Source organism: Paraburkholderia sp. SIMBA_027 (genome assembly GCF_046535315.1).
Classification (GTDB): domain Bacteria; phylum Pseudomonadota; class Gammaproteobacteria; order Burkholderiales; family Burkholderiaceae; genus Paraburkholderia; species Paraburkholderia tropica.
Window position 1 is genome coordinate 1 of the sequence record NZ_JAWRWY010001184.1, and the last position, 252, is coordinate 252.

The 252-nt window shown below is 57.9% G+C and carries 1 protein-coding gene; it reads right to left on the bottom strand.

All coding sequences use genetic code 11. From position 1 onward, the window contains the following. Nucleotides 1-252, bottom strand: a 252-nt coding sequence (locus SB764_RS42880; RefSeq protein ID WP_410867160.1) for a glutathionylspermidine synthase family protein, incomplete at both ends; no start/stop codon positions are given.

Here is a 252-nt window from a genome sequence, read left to right on the forward strand (position 1 = left end):
CCCTTGTCTTCGACCGAGTTTTTCATCGAGGCGAAGTAGAACGGCTGCTTGATCTGCAACTGGGCGAAAGCCTGGTGCTGTTTGGTATCGATGCTGTTGAACTGGTCGGCATGCTTGGGCAGCAAGCCGCGCTCGATGCATTGTTCCAACCAGCCCCACTGGAACGCCGCCGCTTCATACAAGCTGGTCGGTGTGTCGTAGTTGAGCTCCAGCAACTTGGCCGGCCCGGCGCCGTTGTAGGAGAAGTCCATG